Consider the following 19,777-nt stretch of genomic DNA (forward strand, 5'->3'; position numbering starts at 1 on the left):
TTATATAGGAGTCGATAAAACAAAAAACGTATGACGACCTATACCATATTAATAATTTTAAGCTCACTGGTCATTTTCTCTTATTTATTTGACTTAGTGGCCAGTAAAACCAAGTTACCTTCGGTTTTACTCTTACTAACGTTAGGCATAGGCTTAAGGATACTTGTGGATAAGCTACAGATCCATACCTATAGCTTTTTGCAGATATTACCTACCTTGGGTACAGTTGGCCTTATCCTTATTGTTTTTGAAGGCTCTCTGGAACTTAAATATGCCAAAGAAAAAAACAGGATCATTAAAGGCGCATTCCTCTCGGCACTATTCATTTTAATTGCTACCGTTGCGGCAATCACCTTTATCATTTACCAAATTACCGGCCAGTCACTTTACCTATGCTTTGTAAATGCTGTGCCTTTCAGTGTAATCAGCTCTGCAATTGCCATTCCCTCGGTTTCCAACATCAACAAAAAAAGCAAGGAGTTTATCATCTATGAAAGTTCCTTTTCAGATATCCTAGGTATTATACTTTTTAATTTTGCTGTTGCCAATCAACACATTACCGCCGCTTCATTTGGGCAATTAGCCATCAATACTATTCTCATTCTATTGCTGTCGGTAGTGGCGTGCATCACCCTGCTATACCTGATGGGAAGGTTGAGGCACCATATTAAATTTTTCCTGATCATTTCCATTTTGATTATGGTGTACGCCATTGGGCAATCGTTCCACTTGTCGGCCCTGGTGCTCATATTATCCTTTGGCCTGTTCCTCAACAATGCTGATACCATTAAACATGCTTGGTTCAGATCTGTATTTATCTACAAAAACCTTTCAAACGACCTTACCCAGCTCCACCAGCTTTCGGCCGAAAGTGCATTTATCCTCAGAACTTTCTTCTTTGTGATCTTCGGTTTTACGATGAACATTTACCAATTGAACAATTTCAATATCATTGCTAACGGTCTTATTATATTGGGGAGCATCTATGTCATTAGATTTGGATATCTATATTTCTTCAAAAAAGACCATATTTTACCCGAAGGCTTTGTTACCCCCAGGGGGCTAATCAGTATCCTGCTTTATTACAACTTGCCTCAACAATTGAAATTGGCAGAAATAGGCACCCCCTTTCTTTTTATGGTAGTGCTGGGCTCTAGTTTAGTGATGAGCATTGGACTGATGTCAACCAAGAAAAAAAACGCACCGGCAACCGAAGAAACGGGAAGCTAGTTTAACTAAACGTGGTAAAACAGTTAAACGATTTTTGTTTCCTTATATTTGAAAAACATCAACTTTATTTAAACGCTTGAAACTACCATATCTAATTTACTTCTTGGTTCTTTTGACACCATTTTATGGGAAGGCCGAAACCATTACGGTTACCACAAATAATGATAACGGCCCAGGAAGTTTAAGGGAAGCTATTCAAAAAGCTAATGCTAACAATCAGCAAGACCTTATCGTTTTTAATATTAGCGGAATTACAGAACAAGACAGAACCATCAACCTTGAAACCCAACTGCCTTTTATTAGCAGCAGCATGGTGATAGATGCCACCACTCAGCCTGGTACATTTTTTGGAAGAAGCTCTGCCAAAATCATTATCCAACCTAAAAATACAACTGTTTATAGTGCTTTTGTCATTAAAGATGCAGATGGTGTTGAGTTATATGGTTTTTATGCCAGGGATTTTACCAACCGAATGCCAAATGGCAATTTTGCAGGTGGCTTTTTGTACACCGAAAACGCAAAAAACATTAAGATTGGAGCAGCCAATAAAGGAAACGTAATTGCCAACTGCGCAAATTTCGTACTAAATTCTGACTATTCTTTATTAGACAGCCAAACTCCATTGACTATAGGCATTGAAAACTTGAGCATAAAAGGCAACTTTATAGGCTTTGAACCCGATGGTAAATCATACCGAGCAACCCCAACTGGGCTTCTTGGCGGGCTCTACGTTTGCCTCGCGAAAGGGAATTACGACATTGGCGGAGACGATGATAAAGAACGTAATTACTTTGGAAATATCATTGTTTTCATAAACCTACATTACAGCCAGTTTAGAAATAAGCGTTACGCTGTACATCTAAATTTAAGAAACAATTATTTTTCTTTTGATGTAGATGGGCAACCTACGCCTCTTGCTTCAACAAACAATTCAAATAATTTCGTTGTACTTTACCAAACCTTTGGTGGCGATGTTTTCCCAACACAGCCTGGCTCTGCTACTATTATCAATAATAAGTCTATTTGCAATTTCGGCATCAATATGACTAATTTAAATGGCCCTATCCTTTTCCAAGGAAATCAATTTTTGAAACATCCAAATCCTGTTCACGAATATAATTGGAGCAAATCTATTTTCCTTACTTCTTCAGAGGCGGTCAAAATTGGCGGTGAAAATCCTGGAGAAGCCAACACTCTTTACAACATCCCTGTTTATATAAATTCGCCGAAATCAGCTATTGCACAAAGAAACAGCATGTATTGCACCGTTGAAAAACTAAATGCTGATGTCTTTTTAGCGGATGGCGGAACGATCCCAACCATTAAAATCTTAACGGCTACAAATAGTTTAGTTACTGGCATAACAGAGCCTAACGCCAAAGTAGAGTTATTTTCCGATGACGACTGCAGCACCTGTCAGCCACATGCCTATTTAACCACCATCACGGCCGATGCCAATGGCAACTGGAGCTATGCTGGCAATTTCTCCAAAGCAATTATAGCTTCTGCTACAATAAATGGCTATACTTCCAATTTCACCCGAATAATTCAAAAAACTTACGCCAATATCACTCAAGCTACTTGCAACGAAGCCAACGGTGCTATTGTAGGCTTAACCGTTGAAAATGCGGTAGAATATATCTGGACCGACCAAAACAACAATTCAATTGGAAATAATCCAGACATTTACAATTTAAAACCTGGAAAATACAAGTTAACAACCAAAAACCTAAGTTGCACCAGAGTTTTTGGAGAGTTCGAAATTGTCGACATGACACCTGAAGTTAGAGACCAAAATAAAATTATTACACATCCTACCTGCAATTCACTTGGCTCTATCACTTATCTTTATTTAACAAAATATTCATCAGACTATACTTACAGCTGGACCAACCAACGAGGAGAAGAAGTTGCTACTAGAATAGATGCCTATAACCTTCCTGAGGGAAGCTATACTTTAAGTATTAAATATAAAAACAATTGCGAAGTAAAATATGGCCCCGTCGTACTGAAAAATCAAGCAGCCCCTACACTTGATGAGTCAATGGTCAAAATAAAAACTGCAGATTGTTCACAAAACAACGGTTCAATTACCTCCCTTACTACGACTAGCAATACAAGCATATCTTACAAGTGGATAAATGAAAGAAATGTTGTTGTTGGCACTAATTTAGATCTACTAAATGTTCCAGCAGGAAAATATTATTTAGAAATGAAAGACGCAGGCGGTTGCGCTACTGTCTACTCCTCTTTATTTGAAATCACAGAACTAAATAGCATAACGATTAATAGCCTTGGCCTGGACATAAAAAATGCGACTTGCCAATCCAGCAACGGCAGCATAAAAGGAATCATTGTAAATGGAGCCACTAGCTACAAATGGACAAACAGTAATGGGGTAGTTATTTCAAATAATCTGGAATTGGAAAACGCCCCTAGCGGAGCATACACCCTTGAAGTTTCTAATAGCTATTGTAAAAAAACATCATCTTACAATATCCAAGAAACGCCAAATTCAATAAACATAAGTAGTTTTTCAATGACACATCAAGACGCCTCCTGCAATTTAAACAATGGTTTTCTTGAATACAATGCTGACCAATACACCAAACTACCAAAATCATATTATTGGAAAAACGAATTGAATCAGACAATTTCACAAACCAAAAAAGCAAATAACCTATCGGCAGGAAAGTACACTCTTTTTGGGATTGACGACAATAATTGCCACCTGTTATTGACCACCTATGAAATTAAAAATATACCTCCACTTGCCTTAAATGAAAACAAGGCAATAGTCAGACATGCTACCTGTCAACAAAAAAATGGCTTCATTTCGGGTTTAGATGTAACGGGGGGATTACCTCCTTATCAATTTGAATGGACCAATAGTGACGGAGTCCCAATTCAAGGAACGAATGATATAAACCATGTTGAGAGTGGTTCTTATCGATTAAAAATAACCGATGCAAGCAATTGCACAGCATACTCTAGAATATTTGTGATACAAGGCAATGCAACTTCGATACCACAGCCAATCACCAAACCCATTTTTCTTTGCTCACCGAAAGAGATCAATGTATCAGTAAGTAGTTCTGTACCCAATGGAACATATACACTATATGAAAACGAATATTCCAATAAAGCCATAGCTACATCAAATGATGGCAATTTCAGCATTAATATTACTCAGAATAAATCTTACTTCGTTTCCATAAAAGTGGGAAATTGCGAAAGTGAAAGAAGCGAGTTAAAGGTATATACTGGATTTTCAAACCTATCCATCCCAAATACTATTAGCCCCAATAATGACAATATTAATGATGAATGGTTAATTAACGGTATAGAAAATTATCCAGATGTTAAAATACAGATTTTTTCAAGAACGGGAACAAGGGTTTTTAATTCAATAGGTTACAAAACACCTTTTAACGGAAACTACCATAATACTCCTTTACCTGTAGGCGTATATTACTATATCATTAATTTTGGCCCGGAATGTAAAACAATTACAGGAAACCTAAATATCATACGATAATATCAAACAATTTGGTGGCTCAATTTTAGCAGAAAAAATTCGAATCATATCAAGGGAAGAAGTTACTTTAATTTGGTAGTCTCCCAACAGCAAAGGTAAACCGGGACAGCATAACGCTGCAAAAAAGTAGTATGGATATCTTTATTGTATAACGTTTGGTCTGCAAAAAAATATCAATAGCAATACCAATACTGCACAGGAACAATGTATCCCTGGTATTTTAAGAAGAATTAAACCTATGCTGATGATTAGCTTCCCATTTCAAGAATCTTATCAAATTCAGTGGCCTTTAAAGGCATGACCGATAAGCGGCCTTGGCGTACCAACGAAATATCCTTTAGGCTTTCTTCTGCTTTAATTTGCTCAAGGCTTACTGGATTCTTCAGAGATTCTACCGGCGCCAAATCCACTACCACCCAATTAGGATCTGGAGTAGTTGGGTCCTGATAAAATTCCTTGACCACCTTGGCCACGCCCACCACGTTTTTCCCTTCATTGCTATGGTAAAACAAGACCAAATCTCCTGTTTTCATTTCTTTCAGGTTGTTACGTGCCTGATAATTGCGCACACCATCCCAAAAAGTACGTCCATCTTGGTTAAATTTTTCCCAGCTATATTTGAAAGGTTCGCTTTTGACTAGCCAATATTGTGTTTTGCTCATGCTTAAAAGGTGTATCTATAGTTTCCTGCAAAATCAACGGCTGCACCATTGATTATCTGCAAAAATAATAAAACCTGCAAACCGTTCCTATATTTTTCATTCTTCGCGGCAAGCTATTTCGTTATTCCGGGGATTGAGGCAACCTTAAGGCGATATTGGGGACAAGCGTAAATTTTCAATACGTTAATACGCCGCTAAAAAACTATTTTTGTGGAAAATTCTCATCCGTGAAATTAAAAAACATCCCTCCAATTCCAGCTGTAATACTTTCCATCATTAGCGTACAAGGCGGTGCGGCCATAGCCAAAGGCATTTTCCCCATAATGGGCTCAGCAGGAACAGTAAGTTTACGAATTGTACTTTCTGCCATGCTGTTATTAGCAGTTTACAGGCCATCATTTAAAACCATTACCTCTATCCAATGGAAATGGGCACTTATTTATGGCTTGGCCTTAGGCATCATGAACACTTCATTTTACCTGTCTCTTTCTAGGATCCCCTTGGGATTGGCTGTTACTTTGGAATTTTTAGGGCCCCTGGTGCTAGCTATTTCCACCTCCCGTAAAACCATTGATTTTTTGTGGGCAATCATGGCTGCCGCAGGTATTGCCCTAATTGCGCCTTGGCATGGCAACAGCGATATTGATTTGCTAGGCGCTGGTCTTGCCTTATTGGCTGGTGCCTTTTGGGCCGCCTACATTATTCTTGGGGCCAAGGTAACCAAGTTAATGGATAGCGGACAAGCGGTAAGTATTGGTTTACTAGCGGCTTCATGTGTGGCTTTGCCGGCAGCACTTATTGAGGGAAACTTAGGTAATATCAGTCCAAAAGTATTTCTACTGGGCATGGCCATTGCCTTATTATCAAGCGCAATTCCGTACACCTTAGAAATGAATGCGCTAAAACATATACCAGCCAAAACATTTAGTATATTGATGAGCCTGGAGCCCGCTGCCGCTGCGCTTTGCGGATTGCTTTTTTTACACGAGCACTTGAGCATTTTAGAATGGACTACCATTGCACTCGTTGTTACGGCCAGTACAGGCTCTACTCTAACAAAGAGTAAGCCTACCAGCAACATAGACATATAACTACTAAATAATCAAGCAATTAAATTTGCAATAATTGATCGCTTTTTTTTATCTTTAACAAAAAAATAACCAATTATTACAAATTAAACTAGAATAAAAAAGAAATTATTAGCGCTGTTTATTTTGGGATCTGCTATTATAGGGACTTCATGTAAAAAGTTAGAAAAAGCTACCGATCAAAACATTACACTGACAAGTGCCGATGTTACCTTTACAATTACTCCTAAGGCTACCTCAGTACAGGCAGTGGAATTAAGTTCGCAAACCACCACTGCAGATTTAGATGCGTTAATCAAAAAACAATCGCCATCTTTTGGCTTAAAAAATGTAAAGTCCCTTAAAATAAAAACATTGACAGCAGAAATTACTGCCGGATCTGAAGCCAATAATAGCTTTGGCAACCTGAGTGAAATTTCTGCAATAATAGAAGCCACTGGAAAAACTCCTTTTACGGCTACTTATACTGGTACGGGCACTGGCAAAATCGACAAAATCAATTTCACCGTTAACAATACGGTAGATCTAAAAGACTTAATCTCTAGTGGCAATTTAAAATACACTTTAAAGTCTAAAGTTAATACCGCTTTAACTAAAGACTTACCTGTAAAAGTTGTAGCAACTTACGATGTTGTAGTTGGATTTTAATAAACTAAACTATATTGGATAGGTCGGCAAAGATGCTGGCCTATTTTTTTGCCCTGTCGCAAACGCACATCAAAAAGGGGAGATACTTTTCAGTATCTCCCCTTTCATTTATCAATGACCTTTTCAAGCCTTCAGTTTCTTACATTAACTAACCTTCTTGGTGCAACCAGGCTTTCTTAGCTAAAAGCTCTTCTTCTGTTTCACGAACATCTTCATCGTCTACACAGCAATCTACTGGGCAAACCGCCGCACATTGAGGCTCATCATGAAAACCCTTACATTCTGTACACTTATCTGATACAATATAATATACTTCGTCAGAAACCGCATCTTGAGCAGCTCCGGCGTCTACTTCTTTGCCTCCGAAATCAATAATACCATCTAAAGCGGTACCATCAGAAAATCTCCAAGCAGTACCAGCATCGTAAATTGCATTATTAGGGCATTCTGGCTCACATGCCCCACAGTTTATACATTCGTCTGTTATTTTAATTGCCATCTTTCGTCTATTTCTAAAATGCTAAGCTTAACTTTGCAGCGCAAATATAATACATAATCCATTTATAATAGTTCTAAATATGTCATCACTTCGCAAAGAACAGTTAATTTCAGCTTTTAAACAGCTTGGTTTATACCTCCAACATCCCAACGAAGCCCTAATTGCTGTTATTGATTCTGCTAGCAATTCAAATGCTTGGTTTACAAGTACCGAGGTAAATAAAGCGGTTAAAGCATTAGCAGAAATGCTTGATGGACAAGATTTAGCAGAATGGTTTGAAACAGTAGAAATTACCAGCAATCCCAAAACCGTTGGTCTTATCCTTGCGGGAAACATCCCCTTAGTGGGTTTTCATGATGTGATGTGCGTTTTGGCAACAGGAAACATTGCACAAATTAAATTGTCATCTTCCGACAATAAACTCCTGCCTTTTTTGCTCAATCAGCTTGTCAAGATTTTACCTGAACTGCAAAACCACCTGGTGTATGTTGAGCAGTTAAAAAATTTCGATGCTGTAATTGCCACGGGTAGCAACAATACCTCTAGATATTTTGAATATTATTTCGGGAAAGTACCCAATATCATTAGAAGAAACAGAAATAGCGTAGCCATACTTACCGGCAGCGAAAGTGAAGCGGAAATTGAAGCATTAGGCCATGACATTTTGGACTATTTCGGGATGGGTTGCCGTTCCATCTCCAAAATCTTTATTCCTAAAAATTACGAAATCAGGAAGTTTTTTGAACCCTTGGAGCAGTTTCATGACATCATTAACCACTTTAAATACAACAACAACTACGATTACAACAAATCAATCTATTTGGTTAATCAACAGGCCCATTACGACAACGGTTTCCTGCTGTTAAAGGAAGATGAAGGCCTATCTTCGCCTTTGGCCGTACTGTACTATGAAACTTATGGAGAGGTGAAGGAAGTAGCCAAAAAATTGAACCAGCAAGAAGAGCAAATCCAATGCATCGTAGCTAATACAGCTGTACAACATTTAGAAGTTTTGCCATTTGGGCAAAGCCAGCGCCCTAAACTTTGGGATTACGCCGACAATGTAAATACCATTGCTTTTTTGAACAATTTGGCCAATTAGTTGTTCGTTTTTGGGTAATTTGTTATGGATTGATAATTAAGCGCAGCAATTCATCGCTAATTACTTTTTACTTTTAACTTTTACTTATTACTTTTGAAGGATGTATATCATCAAAGTTAAGGGCATTGCCAAAATACCAGATTACGTACAACTTAGAGATGAAAAGTTTACGCTATTGGCTTATTTTAGGGTAGACAGGCCCGATAAATCATTGGAAAAACTGGGCTTTGGAGATAAGCAAGCGCAAATAATGAACATTATAAACGAGTTACCTTTTGGACAGGTAACCAAACTAGATATTTAACATGGCGGAAAACGTAATTACCCTAAACAATGTTGATGTTTTTCAGCAGAAACACCTTGTACTATCCAACGTTGACCTGAGCATAGAGAAAGGCGAATTTGTCTTTTTAATTGGCGCTACGGGCTCTGGAAAAAGTAGTTTGCTCAAAATCATTTATGGTGATTTGCACATCGGCAATGGCGAAGGCAACGTGGCCAATTTCAACCTCAAGTCACTGTCAGACAAAGAAGTCCCTTTTTTAAGAAGAAAACTGGGAATTGTTTTCCAGGATTTTCAGCTGCTTAGCGATAGGACTGTTGAGCAAAACTTGGAATTTGTACTAAAAGCGACTGGCTGGAAAGACAAAAACCTGATTACCGAACGTGTTAAAGATGTGCTTGAAAAAGTGGGGCTGCGTTCCAAAATTAAAAAAATGCCACACGAATTATCCGGAGGTGAACAGCAACGTATTGTAATTGCAAGGGCGCTACTGAACAACCCAGAAATTATCTTGGCCGATGAACCTACTGGAAACCTAGATCCAGAAACTTCGGAAGAAATTGTCATGCTGTTAAAGCAAATTAGCCAAAATGGTACCGCCGTATTAATGGCTACCCACGATTATCATATTATTCGCACCTTCCCTTCTCGCATCATTAAATGTGAAAATGGTTTGGTACACGAAGATGCCCAAATTGCCTAAGCATTTTCTGACAAAATTTTAACTTTCAGCCATTCTGTTAGTGTACAATCCTACAAAACTGACAGCATGGCTGTTTTATTTGTATTGGCAAAACTTTTGAGATGAACCCCGAAAAAGAGTTTACAGATGTTTAATAAGAAGAAAAAGGAAGAAGAACCTGTAGTGGACAATCAAGCTGCAGACGAAACCAAAGAGAACACCTCCACTGAAAATACAGCAAATGAAGCCACTGTAAATGAAGCTGTTGAAGAATTATCAGCAGAAGAAAAATTAAAACAAGAAGTTGCTGAACTTAACGATAAATACCTACGTTTATTTGCCGAGTTCGACAACTTTAAACGCCGTACCCAAAAAGAACGTGTAGAGCTTTTACAAACTGCAGGTAAAGATGTAGTGGTTTCGCTTTTACCGGTTCTGGATGATTTTGAACGTGCCATAAAAGCCACAGAAAACACCACTGAAGTAGCTCCTGTTCGCGAAGGTATCGTATTGGTACAAACTAAATTAAAAAGCATTTTGAACCAAAAAGGCTTAAAAGAAATTGAAAGCATCAATACGGAGTTCAATACGGATTTACACGAGGCGATTACCCAGATTCCTGCGCCTACAGATGAGCAAAAAGGAAAAGTAATTGACGAATTGGAAAAGGGATACACGCTTAACGACAAAGTAGTTCGTTTTGCCAAAGTGGTGGTTGGAGCATAAGAATTTGATGATGTGATTATTAGCTAATTGGCTAATTCACAAATTCTCACATTAATAAAATGAGCAAAAGAGATTATTACGACGTACTTGGAGTGGCTAAAAGCGCTTCGGCTGAGGAAATTAAGAAAGCCTACCGCAAACTAGCCATTAAATATCACCCTGATAAAAACCCTGACGACAAGTCTGCAGAAGATAAGTTTAAGGAAGCCGCAGAGGCCTATGAGGTTTTGAGCAGCCCGGAAAAGAAACAGCGTTATGACCAATTTGGCCATGCAGGCGTTGGCGGAGCTGCCGGTGGTGGCTACGGCGGAGGCGGTATGAATATGGAAGATATCTTCAGTCAGTTTGGAGATATTTTTGGGGGCGGTGGCAGTCCGTTCGACAGCTTTTTTGGCGGCGGCCAATCCAGGGGTGGCGGTGGTCGTAGGGTAGCCAAGGGCAGCAACCTACGAATCAAAGTAAAGCTTACCCTAGATGAAATTGCTAAGGGAGCCGAGAAGAAAATCAAGGTTAATAAGCAAATCAGCTGTAAAGCCTGCGATGGCACTGGTGCAAAAGACAAATCATCAGTAAGTACTTGTAAAACCTGTGGTGGTAGCGGTTCGGTAAGAAGAGTAACCAATACCATTTTAGGGCAAATGCAAACTACAGCTACCTGCCCTACCTGTCATGGTAGTGGCCAGCAAATTACCGCTAAATGTAATGTATGCCATGGTGACGGCACCGTACGTGGTGAAGAAACCATTTCTATCAATATCCCTGCTGGTGTAAGCGAAGGCATGCAGTTAAGCATGGCAGGAAAGGGAAATGCAGCTCCTAACGGTGGTATTCCGGGTGATTTAATTATCCTTATTGAAGAACTGCCGCACGAAACCCTAAAAAGGGAAGGCAATAACATCGTTTACGATTTACATATCAGCATTCCTGATGCTGCGCTTGGTGCTAGTGTAGAAGTCCCCACCATCGACGGAAAAGCAAAAATCAAGATCGAACCCGGAACACAAAGCGGAAAACTGCTTCGCCTAAAAGGCAAAGGTATTCCTGAAGTGAATTCTTATCACCGTGGCGATCAGATTATCCATGTCAATATTTGGACCCCTAAGGCGCTAAACAGCGAAGAAAGAGCTTTATTGGAAAAATTGAAAGAGTCTGCCAACTTTAAACCGCAGCCCGGCAAAAACGATAAAAGCTTCTTCGACAGAATGAAAGAATATTTCGAATAAGCGTATTCAAAGTATGAAAAATCAACGCCATGTTTTCAAAAGCATGGCGTTTTTTTATTGATATAGAAAGAGATTGCTTCGTCGATCCTCCTCGCAAAGACGAAAAAAAGAGCGTCATTGCTAAGAATAGCCTGCACCGACTTTTCGGGAAAGCAATCTTAAAACAAAATATTTTGATTATAATGATTAGAAAGTATTTTTCTAATCCGAACTAATATGATTTAACTCTTTTAATTTTATCGCTGGCCCTGAAATAAATTACCTTCGGTGAACTCGCCAAGGCTCGGTTTACTGCGTAGCTTTCCGCTCTGCTACAGGTCAGGGTGACGCTAAATCAACGTTCCGTCATACTGAATTTATTTCAGTATCAGTTTTTACAGGCTAATCACAAACGAATTTAGAATAAGCATTTTGCGATTTTAAGAGTTATCCGAACAATGTCCTATGTATCTATCCAGTTATATTTTCTCTTTAACGACTTACAGTCCTAAAAACATATTTTTACCACATAGGCACATCGTGAATATAAATCGTATTTAAAATTCTCCCCATAAGCAAACTCCCTACAAGCTAAAATTTAATCTCTGAAAATTAAACAATCCAATAGTGTACTTTAAACACAATGATGAAGAAATTTTTCACTTCATGACCCTTTATTGACCTTCCTAAGCCACTTTCTTCACCAAAACTTCATGATCATGAAAGTACTTTTGGCCACGATGAAAACCAGAATCATCGATTTTAAAAGAGTTAAATCGCTAACAAGTAACAAGAAATGAAGAGAAATCTAATGCTCACCGGTTTATGCACTATACTGCTTTATTATAGCTGCACTCAAAAAAAAGAAGAAAAAGAAGAAGAAACCCATTACACGGCAACCAGCCCATTAACACTCGACACCTCTTTCACCAAGGAATATGTTTCCCAAATCCGTTCTGTTCGAAATATCGAAATAAGAGCACAAGAGAAAGGCTTTTTGCAAAACATTTACGTAGACGAAGGCCAAAAGGTAAAAGCAGGACAATTGCTTTTCAAAATCATGCCTAAAATGTACGAAGCCGAGGTAATGAAAGCCGAAGCAGAAGTGAAAGCTTCGGAAATTGAGCTACAAAATACGCAATTACTGGCCGATAAAAATGTGGTAGCCAAAAATGAGCTGGCCATGGCAAAAGCCAAATTAGAGCAAGCCAAAGCCAGCAAGGCACTGGCCAAGTTACATTTATCATTTACAGAAATAAGAGCACCTTTTGATGGCACCATTGACCGTTTGCCCAAGAAATTGGGAAGCTTAATTGACGAAGGCGAATTGCTAACTACCCTTTCTGACAACAGCCAGATGTTTGCTTATTTCAACGTTTCAGAACCTGAATATTTGAACTTCCAACAAGCAAAGTCAAGCCACAACAAATCCGTAAGTCTTGTTTTAGCCAATGGCGAAACACTAACGGGAAAAGGCTCCGTAGAAACCATTGAGGGCGAATTTGATTCGGAAACAGGCAATATCGCTTTTAGGGCAAAATTCCCAAATCCCAATCAGTTGTTGAGGAATGGCGAAACGGGAAAAGTACAGATGGTGATTCCCTTGAAAAATGCTTTGATTATTCCACAAAAAGCAACATACGAGCTCCAAGATAAAATCTTTGTTTTTGTCATCGATAAAAATGGCGTGGCCAAATCCAAGGAAATTAAAATTGGTGGTGAACTGCCAGACATCTACGTAGTAGCAAGTGGTTTGCAGCAAGGCGATAAAATTGTGCTCGACGGTGTGCAAAAAGTGAAAGAAGATGATAAAATCAAATTCAACTTTATGGCACCTAAAGAAGTACTGAACCAATTACAGTTAAAAGCAGAGTAGGCTCCTTTTCCAAAAAATTATGTTTAGTAAATTCATAAAAAGACCAGTTTTATCGATAGTGATATCGCTGGTAATTGTATTTATGGGCGTGCTGGCACTTGTTGGCCTGCCTGTAACACAGCTTCCAAATATTTCGCCGCCCATGGTAAACGTAGTGGCCGAGTACCCAGGAGCAAACAATGAGCTGTTGATTAAAGCGGTGGTTATTCCTTTGGAAAGAGCCCTAAATGGTATTCCGGGAATGAAATACATGACCTCTGATGCCGGTAACGATGGTGAATGCTCCATCCAAATTGTATTTAATTTGGGTACTGATCCAGATCAGGCAACGCTTAACGTTCAAAACCGTGTGGCTGCGGTAACCAACAAATTACCTCCGCTGGTAATTCGTGAGGGGATCAAAATCAGCCGCGAGCAACCCAACATGTTGATGTACGTGAACGTTTTCAGTAAAGACCCGCATATGAACGAGAATTTCTTGTACAATTATGCCGACATCAACTTACTGCCTGAGCTAAAACGTGTAGACGGAGTTGGCTTTGCCGATATTTTGGGTAACCGTGAATATGCCATGCGTATTTGGCTGAAACCCGATAAAATGCTGGCCTATAAAATTTCATCCGAAGAAGTTTTAGAAGCACTGAACAACCAGAGCTTAGAGGCATCTCCAGGTAAAACCGGCGAAAGTTCGGGTAAACGGTCGGAATCTTTTGAATATGTATTGAAATACCCTGGTCGTTTCACCAATGAGGATGGCTACCGAAACATCGTTCTACGAGCAAGCGCCAATGGCGAATTATTGCGGTTAAAGGATGTTGCCGATGTTGAATTTGGCAGCTCGATGTACGATTTATATTCGCACATTAATGGCAAACCTTCGGCCGCTATTGTGTTAAAACAATCATACGGCAGTAATGCGCAGGATGTAATTGATCACGTAAAGAAACGCATGGAAGAAATTAAGGCCACTTCGTTTCCTAAGGGCATGGATTATGAGATCAGTTACGACGTTTCTAAATTCCTGGACGCATCCATCGAAAAAGTAGTCCACACCTTAATTGAAGCATTTATCCTTGTAGGTTTGGTGGTGTTCATTTTCTTGGGCGACTGGCGTTCAACCTTAATCCCAGCCATTGCAGTACCTGTTTCCTTGATTGGTTCTTTTGTGTTTATGCAGTTTTTCGGTATAACGCTCAACCTCATTACCCTTTTTGCCTTGGTGTTGGCCATTGGTATTGTGGTAGATGATGCCATTGTAGTTATTGAAGCGGTACACGCCAAAATGGAAGCAGACAAGCGTTTATCGGTACTTAAAGCAACACAATTAGCCATCAGCGAAATTGGGGGCGCCATTGTGGCCATCACTTTCTTAATGGCTTCGGTATTTATTCCCGTGGCCTTTATGTCGGGCCCAGTGGGCGTGTTTTACCGTCAGTTCTCCATCACCATGGCCACATCCATCATTTTATCGGGTATTGTGGCCTTAACCCTTACTCCTGCTTTGTGTGCCATTATGTTGAAGAAACATAATGCTAATCATCACAAAAAGCAATCAATTATTGATAAAGGTTTAGGTGCTTTTAACCATTGGTTCTTTAGGTTAACTGGTCGTTACCAAACCGTAATGAACAAGGTGGTAACGCGTAAAATAGCCATTTTCGGTGTATTGGGGATTTTCTGCGTGGCCACATACTTCTTAAGCAACTCGGTACCCTCAGGCTTTATTCCTAACGAAGATCAAGGGATGATTTATGCCATCATTCAAACGCCTCCAGGCTCAACTTTGGAAAGAACCAACCAAATTTCCGAGAAACTGGAAAAAATCTGCGAGGAAATTGAAGGCGTAAAATCAGTATCGGCCCTGGCGGGATATGAGGTATTGACCGAAGGTACAGGCTCCAACTCAGGTACTTGTTTAATTAATTTGAAAGACTGGAAGGATCGCAAAAATAGTGCTCAGGATATCATTAAAGAACTTGAAGAGAAATCTAAGGACATGCCCGGTGCCATGATTGAGTTTTTCCAACCTCCAGCCATTCCTGGTTATGGTGCTGCTGGTGGTTTCGAATTACGCTTGTTGGATAAAGCGGGAAGGAACAATTATGTAGAGATGGAGAAAGTGAGCAAGGATTTTGTCAAAGAGCTTAACAAGCGTCCTGAACTGCAATCGGTGTTTACGTTTTACAGTGCCAGTTTCCCTCAATACATGCTAAATATCGATAACGATAAAGCACAACAAAAAGGGGTAACACCAGAGAAAGCCTTAGAGACTTTGTCGGATTTAATTGGTAGTAACTACGAAACCAACTTCATCAAATTTGGCAGGCAGTACAAGGTAATTGTTCAATCCTTACCACAATACAGAGCCTTACCAGCCGACGTGATGAAACTGTACGTGAAAAACGACAGAGATGAAATGGTTCCTTTCTCCGCATTCATGACCATGCAAAAAGTGTATGGCCTTTCTGAAATCACTCGTCACAACATGTACAACTCGGCAGAGGTTAACGGTTCTGCGGCTGCTGGATATAGTTCTGGTGAGGCCCTAAAAGCGGTAGAAGAAGTAGCGAAGAAAACGTTACCAAGAGGATATGGCATTGATTGGGCAGGTATTTCTAAAGATGAGAGCAACAGAGGCAACGAAGCTATTTACATCTTCTTAATCTGTTTAGGATTCGTTTATCTAGTACTTGCCGCACAATATGAAAGTTTCATTTTACCATTAGCGGTAATTGTTTCTTTACCAGCGGGGATATTTGGAGCATTCCTCTTTTTAAAGTTATTTGGATTGGAAAACAACATTTATGCACAGGTTTCTATGGTAATGCTCATTGGCTTACTGGGCAAAAATGCAGTACTGATTGTAGAATTTGCCGCACAGAAACATGCAGAAGGCAAGTCTATTTTAGCCGCTGCCATGGAAGGTGCGGTAGTAAGGTTCCGTCCTATTTTAATGACTTCATTTGCCTTTATTGCAGGTTTAATTCCATTGGTGTTTGCTACTGGTCCCGGGGCTATTGGAAACCGCACTATTGGTTCGGCCGCTGCCGGCGGTATGTTATTGGGAACCGTGTTTGGCGTTATCATCATCCCAGGCTTATACTATGTTTTTGGCACCATTGCCGATAAACGTAAGCTGATTAAAATTGAAGATGAACATCCGTTAACCGAAGAACTTGAAAACAATGTTTAATAAAAATCACCATAAAATACTAGGGTTGGCGTTTGTAGGGATTATTTACGCCAGCTGTAAAGTGCCTGCCATTGTTGAAAAAACTGCCAACAAAAACACTCCAGCAACTTATCAGGGCAATAGCGACACCTCCAATATTGCCCAAATGAAATGGAAGGAGTTTTTTAAGGACCAATATCTTGCTGATTTAATTGATACCGCCTTAAAAAACAATCAGGAACTGAATATCACTTTACAGGAAATTGAGATTGCCAGAAATGAGGTAAGGGCTAAAAAGGGCGAACTATTGCCCAGTGTTGGAGTTAAAGTAGGCGCAGGCTTGGAAAAGGTGGGCAGATACACCAGTCAAGGCGCTGGTGATGCCTCTACAGAAATAGATCAAGGCAAGGAAATGCCTGAGCCCCTACCCGATTACTTGGCTGGTTTGTATGCCAATTGGGAGGTTGACGTATGGCACAAATTGCGCAACGCTAAAAAATCGGCCTATGCCAAATATCTTTCTTCCGTAGAAGGAAAAAACTTTGTGACTACTGCCTTGGTGGCCGAAATTGCTAATTCGTATTATGAATTGTTGGCACTTGACAAACAGTTGGACATGGTGCGCCAAAATATTGAACTACAAAACAATGCCTTTAATGTAGTTAAGATACAGAAAGAAGCTGCCAGGACAACTGAATTGGCGGTACGTAAGTTTGAAGCAGAGGTATTGAATTCCAAAAGTCTTGAGTACGATATTTTGCAGAAGATCACCGAAACGGAGAACAAAATTAATTTCCTATTGGGCAGATATCCGCAACATATTGAAAGGGATAAAAATGGCTTTGAGCAAGATGTGCCTACCAATTTTAAAACGGGTATTCCTTCGCAGTTATTGGCCAACAGGCCTGACATCAAACAGGCCGAGCTGGGTTTGCTGGCCGCCAAGTTGGATGTAAAGGTTGCTAAGGCGCAGTTCTACCCGTCGTTTGGCATCTCTGCTGCATTTGGCTTCCAAGCTTTTAACCCTAGTTATTTGGTAAAATTTCCTGAATCGATGTTATATAGCATTGCAGGCGATGTAGCCGCACCTTTAATTAACAGAAATGCCATTAAGGCCACCTATTTTAGTGCAAATGCTAAACAAATCCAAGCGGTTTACCAATATGAACGCAGCATTCTCAACGCCTATATCGAAGTAGCTAACCAACTTTCGGGCATTAGTAATCTACAGAAAAGCTATGGACTTAAGTTAAAGCAAGTACAAGCTTTGAATCAATCGATAAGTATTTCTAATGACCTTTTTAAATCGACCAGAGCTGATTATTTGGAAGTGTTAATGACACAACGAGATGCACTGGAAGCAAAACTAGCCTTGATAGAAACCAAAAAGCAACAACTTAATGCCATGGTAAAAATTTACCAAGCTTTAGGTGGTGGATGGAATTAATGAGTTGAGATAGATTTTAGCGGATATTTACTGGTTTAGAAAAGCCTCGCAGTGCGAGGCTTTTTTTCGTTGATTAAACCCTCATAATTCGGTTTAGTTGGTGAGCATATTAAACCGAACCACAAAGTGGTGATATTATCCCAACAGGCTAACAACAATGAATAGAAAAATCTTAAAAGGGTGACATAAAGTCAAAGCATTTCTTTACGCATCAAAAAGCCCTATCAAGTTTTAACACTTAACAGGGCTTTAATAAACGTACAACAATTATAAACTAAAGTAGAAGATATTAGGCACTATCTTTTTTACAGGGCCTGTTTCTGCGGTTGCTTCAACATTATCAACCAACAGCTTCTCGACCTTATATTTTTGACCACTTACCATAGTGGCTTTTAACTGACGAGGGGTTCCATTGCCCAATTTCAGATATATATTAGGTGGGTTTTCAGCGGATAATAAATCTAACAACCTCGAAGAACGTAATTGATAAAATTCAATTTTTTCGGTAGCAGAATTGCCAACAGAAAAAGGTTGGTTAATATCAAATTGAATAGGATTTTCGGTGGTGCCGTTTTGATAATACAACTTAATATTGGCTGTAGCGAAGGAGCCATTAGTAGCGGGATTTAACATATCCACTCCGTTAGTGCCTTTAACTACTAACAGCAAAGGAGGTGTTTGCACTGGTGAACAGGCGCAAAGGCCTCCTCCAGTGTCCATTTTTTTACATCCTAAGTTAGCGGCAAAAACGATAAAAAGTACAAATAAGATTTTCTTCATGAGAATTTAGTTTAGTGAATAAAGGTAATGGTCTAAAATCCATACGACACAACACAATGTTTCGCTACAAATTAAATTACTAAAACCTTATTCATCAGCCTGCGTTGTATCATCATGAAATGGAATATTGGTTGCTCGGGCTTTTATTACAAGGAATGGAAGGACTTTTTTTATCCAAAAGGTTTGGCACAAAAAGACTGGTTCAAATTTTACTGTAAACATTTCAATACCATTGAAATCAATGCTAGTTTTTACAAAGCACCCACAGCAAAATCATTGGAAAAATGGTTTAACGACAGTCCTACAGATTTTGTATTTACCATGAAAGCACCACGCCTAATTACCCATTACAAACAATTTAACTACTGTAAAACCGAAGCTACTGATTTTTATCAGTTGGTTAATGATGGCCTTAAAGAAAAATTGGCCTGTGTACTGTTTCAGTTTCCTCCTTCATTTAGTTATACGGAGGAAAAACTGGAAAGGCTATTACAAACGTTAAACCCAGGCTTTAAAAATGTGGTGGAGTTTAGGCACGCTTCATGGTGGAACGAGAAGGTGTTTGCCCTTGTTAAAGCTCACCACATTATTTTTGCGGGCCAAAGTTATCCCAAAAGCTTACCAGATGACGTGATCACTACCCATCCAGCTATTTATTATCGTTTTCATGGCAAACCTGTGCTTTACAAATCAGCTTATGATTTTTCTGAAATTGAACATTTTTTCACCCAAATCCCAGCCGATGCTGACCAAGCCTTTATTTATTTCAACAACACTTGGGGCTTTGGCGCCATTAACAATGCCAATCAGCTGAAATTGTTAGTGGAAAATGGCTAAATCTT

The 19,777-nt window shown here is 39.4% G+C and carries 16 protein-coding genes; 13 read left to right on the forward strand and 3 right to left on the reverse strand.

The window, feature by feature from the left end:
- The first annotated feature begins 30 nt into the window (after positions 1–30).
- Complete coding sequence (locus DUT71_RS10950; protein ID WP_113662578.1) at positions 31–1,230, forward strand: cation:proton antiporter; 1,200 nt, start codon at positions 31–33, stop codon at positions 1,228–1,230.
- A gap of 112 nt (positions 1,231–1,342) precedes the next feature.
- Complete coding sequence (locus DUT71_RS10955; protein ID WP_113662579.1) at positions 1,343–4,768, forward strand: gliding motility-associated C-terminal domain-containing protein; 3,426 nt, start codon at positions 1,343–1,345, stop codon at positions 4,766–4,768.
- Between the two features lie 248 nt (positions 4,769–5,016).
- Here DUT71_RS10955 and DUT71_RS10960 read toward each other — a convergent pair whose 3' ends face one another.
- Entirely contained in the window at positions 5,017–5,430 is a 414-nt protein-coding gene (locus tag DUT71_RS10960; protein ID WP_113662580.1) for an EVE domain-containing protein, read from the reverse strand.
- Between the two features lie 227 nt (positions 5,431–5,657).
- On the opposite strand from DUT71_RS10960, the gene DUT71_RS10965 reads away from it, so the two are divergent.
- On the forward strand, positions 5,658–6,521 hold the full coding sequence (locus tag DUT71_RS10965; RefSeq protein ID WP_205313914.1) for an EamA family transporter: 864 nt from the start codon (positions 5,658–5,660) through the stop codon (positions 6,519–6,521).
- Positions 6,522–6,644: 123 nt separating this feature from the next.
- A complete protein-coding gene (locus DUT71_RS10970; RefSeq protein ID WP_113662581.1) occupies positions 6,645–7,166 on the forward strand; it encodes a hypothetical protein in 522 nt (173 codons plus the stop codon).
- A 148-nt stretch (positions 7,167–7,314) separates the two neighbouring features.
- On the opposite strand, the gene DUT71_RS10975 is transcribed toward DUT71_RS10970, so the two are convergent.
- Positions 7,315–7,665: a 4Fe-4S dicluster domain-containing protein gene (locus tag DUT71_RS10975; protein ID WP_113662582.1), complete on the reverse strand. Its 351-nt coding sequence runs from the start codon at positions 7,663–7,665 to the stop codon at positions 7,315–7,317.
- Positions 7,666–7,744: 79 nt separating this feature from the next.
- Between DUT71_RS10975 and DUT71_RS10980 the strand changes: the two genes are divergently transcribed.
- The 8 genes from DUT71_RS10980 to DUT71_RS11015 all read left to right on the forward strand — a co-directional run bounded on the left by DUT71_RS10980 (position 7,745) and on the right by DUT71_RS11015 (position 18,155).
- On the forward strand, positions 7,745–8,767 hold the full coding sequence (locus DUT71_RS10980; RefSeq protein ID WP_113662583.1) for an acyl-CoA reductase: 1,023 nt from the start codon (positions 7,745–7,747) through the stop codon (positions 8,765–8,767).
- A 100-nt stretch (positions 8,768–8,867) separates the two neighbouring features.
- Complete coding sequence (locus DUT71_RS10985) at positions 8,868–9,071, forward strand: fructose-6-phosphate aldolase (RefSeq protein WP_113662584.1); 204 nt, start codon at positions 8,868–8,870, stop codon at positions 9,069–9,071.
- Position 9,072: 1 nt separating this feature from the next.
- Positions 9,073–9,753 (forward strand): cell division ATP-binding protein FtsE, encoded by a 681-nt coding sequence (locus tag DUT71_RS10990; RefSeq protein WP_113662585.1) that lies wholly within the window; start codon positions 9,073–9,075, stop codon positions 9,751–9,753.
- 126 nt (positions 9,754–9,879) lie between these two features.
- Positions 9,880–10,458 (forward strand): nucleotide exchange factor GrpE, encoded by a 579-nt coding sequence (locus tag DUT71_RS10995; RefSeq protein WP_113662586.1) that lies wholly within the window; start codon positions 9,880–9,882, stop codon positions 10,456–10,458.
- 59 nt (positions 10,459–10,517) lie between these two features.
- The gene (gene dnaJ, locus DUT71_RS11000) at positions 10,518–11,681 is read left to right on the forward strand and encodes a molecular chaperone DnaJ (RefSeq protein WP_113662587.1); all 1,164 of its coding nucleotides are present in this window, start codon (positions 10,518–10,520) and stop codon (positions 11,679–11,681) included.
- Positions 11,682–12,456: 775 nt separating this feature from the next.
- Entirely contained in the window at positions 12,457–13,536 is a 1,080-nt protein-coding gene (locus DUT71_RS11005; protein WP_113662588.1) for an efflux RND transporter periplasmic adaptor subunit, read from the forward strand.
- 19 nt (positions 13,537–13,555) lie between these two features.
- Positions 13,556–16,729, forward strand: coding sequence for an efflux RND transporter permease subunit (locus DUT71_RS11010; RefSeq protein ID WP_113662589.1), 3,174 nt, complete (start codon positions 13,556–13,558; stop codon positions 16,727–16,729).
- The gene (locus DUT71_RS11015) at positions 16,722–18,155 is read left to right on the forward strand and encodes a TolC family protein (protein ID WP_113662590.1); all 1,434 of its coding nucleotides are present in this window, start codon (positions 16,722–16,724) and stop codon (positions 18,153–18,155) included. The genes DUT71_RS11010 and DUT71_RS11015 overlap by 8 nt, the downstream gene beginning before the upstream one ends.
- Before the next feature lie 267 nt (positions 18,156–18,422).
- On the opposite strand, the gene DUT71_RS11020 is transcribed toward DUT71_RS11015, so the two are convergent.
- Positions 18,423–18,935: a hypothetical protein gene (locus DUT71_RS11020; RefSeq protein ID WP_113662591.1), complete on the reverse strand. Its 513-nt coding sequence runs from the start codon at positions 18,933–18,935 to the stop codon at positions 18,423–18,425.
- Positions 18,936–19,049: 114 nt separating this feature from the next.
- On the opposite strand from DUT71_RS11020, the gene DUT71_RS11025 reads away from it, so the two are divergent.
- Positions 19,050–19,772: a DUF72 domain-containing protein gene (locus tag DUT71_RS11025; RefSeq protein ID WP_113662592.1), complete on the forward strand. Its 723-nt coding sequence runs from the start codon at positions 19,050–19,052 to the stop codon at positions 19,770–19,772.
- The last annotated feature ends 5 nt before the right edge of the window (positions 19,773–19,777 follow it).

Origin of the sequence: Pedobacter nanyangensis (assembly GCF_003313505.1) — a bacterium.
GTDB lineage: Bacteria > Bacteroidota > Bacteroidia > Sphingobacteriales > Sphingobacteriaceae > Pedobacter > Pedobacter nanyangensis.

Bases quoted from the DNA above. Each gene is read 5' to 3' on its own strand.
- DUT71_RS10975 (WP_113662582.1), bottom strand. From the start codon at position 7,665: ATGGCAATTAAAATAACAGACGAATGTATAAACTGTGGGGCATGTGAG.
- DUT71_RS10950 (WP_113662578.1), top strand. From the start codon at position 31: ATGACGACCTATACCATATTAATAATTTTAAGCTCACTGGTCATTTTC.
- DUT71_RS11015 (WP_113662590.1), top strand. From the start codon at position 16,722: ATGTTTAATAAAAATCACCATAAAATACTAGGGTTGGCGTTTGTAGGG.
- DUT71_RS11020 (WP_113662591.1), bottom strand. From the start codon at position 18,935: ATGAAGAAAATCTTATTTGTACTTTTTATCGTTTTTGCCGCTAACTTA.
- DUT71_RS11025 (WP_113662592.1), top strand. From the start codon at position 19,050: ATGAAATGGAATATTGGTTGCTCGGGCTTTTATTACAAGGAATGGAAG.
- DUT71_RS11010 (WP_113662589.1), top strand. From the start codon at position 13,556: ATGTTTAGTAAATTCATAAAAAGACCAGTTTTATCGATAGTGATATCG.
- DUT71_RS10960 (WP_113662580.1), bottom strand. From the start codon at position 5,430: ATGAGCAAAACACAATATTGGCTAGTCAAAAGCGAACCTTTCAAATAT.
- DUT71_RS10995 (WP_113662586.1), top strand. From the start codon at position 9,880: ATGTTTAATAAGAAGAAAAAGGAAGAAGAACCTGTAGTGGACAATCAA.
- DUT71_RS10990 (WP_113662585.1), top strand. From the start codon at position 9,073: ATGGCGGAAAACGTAATTACCCTAAACAATGTTGATGTTTTTCAGCAG.
- DUT71_RS10985 (WP_113662584.1), top strand. From the start codon at position 8,868: ATGTATATCATCAAAGTTAAGGGCATTGCCAAAATACCAGATTACGTA.
- DUT71_RS10980 (WP_113662583.1), top strand. From the start codon at position 7,745: ATGTCATCACTTCGCAAAGAACAGTTAATTTCAGCTTTTAAACAGCTT.
- dnaJ (WP_113662587.1), top strand. From the start codon at position 10,518: ATGAGCAAAAGAGATTATTACGACGTACTTGGAGTGGCTAAAAGCGCT.
- DUT71_RS11005 (WP_113662588.1), top strand. From the start codon at position 12,457: ATGAAGAGAAATCTAATGCTCACCGGTTTATGCACTATACTGCTTTAT.